Here is a 210-nt window from a genome sequence, read left to right as displayed (position 1 = left end):
CATCGGTGACAGGTGGTGCATGGTTGTCGTCAGCTCGTGTCGTGAGATGTTGGGTTAAGTCCCGCAACGAGCGCAACCCTTATCTTCAGTAGCCATCATTCAGTTGGGCACTCTGGAGAGACTGCCGTGGATAACACGGAGGAAGGTGGGGATGACGTCAAATCATCATGCCCCTTATGTCTTGGGCTACACACGTGCTACAATGGCTGG

Annotated in this window: 1 rRNA gene; it reads left to right on the top strand. The window is 53.8% G+C overall.

Annotated elements, in window-relative coordinates:
* Positions 1-210: ribosomal RNA gene (locus tag H9X84_RS13495) — 16S ribosomal RNA — on the top strand; the annotation flags it as partial.

It is taken from the genome of Anaerotignum lactatifermentans (assembly GCF_016902535.1).
Taxonomy (GTDB): Bacteria; Bacillota; Clostridia; order Lachnospirales; family Anaerotignaceae; genus Anaerotignum; species Anaerotignum lactatifermentans_A.
Note: the sequence above shows the minus strand (reverse complement) of the source record. Positions and strands in the feature narration are given on the sequence as shown.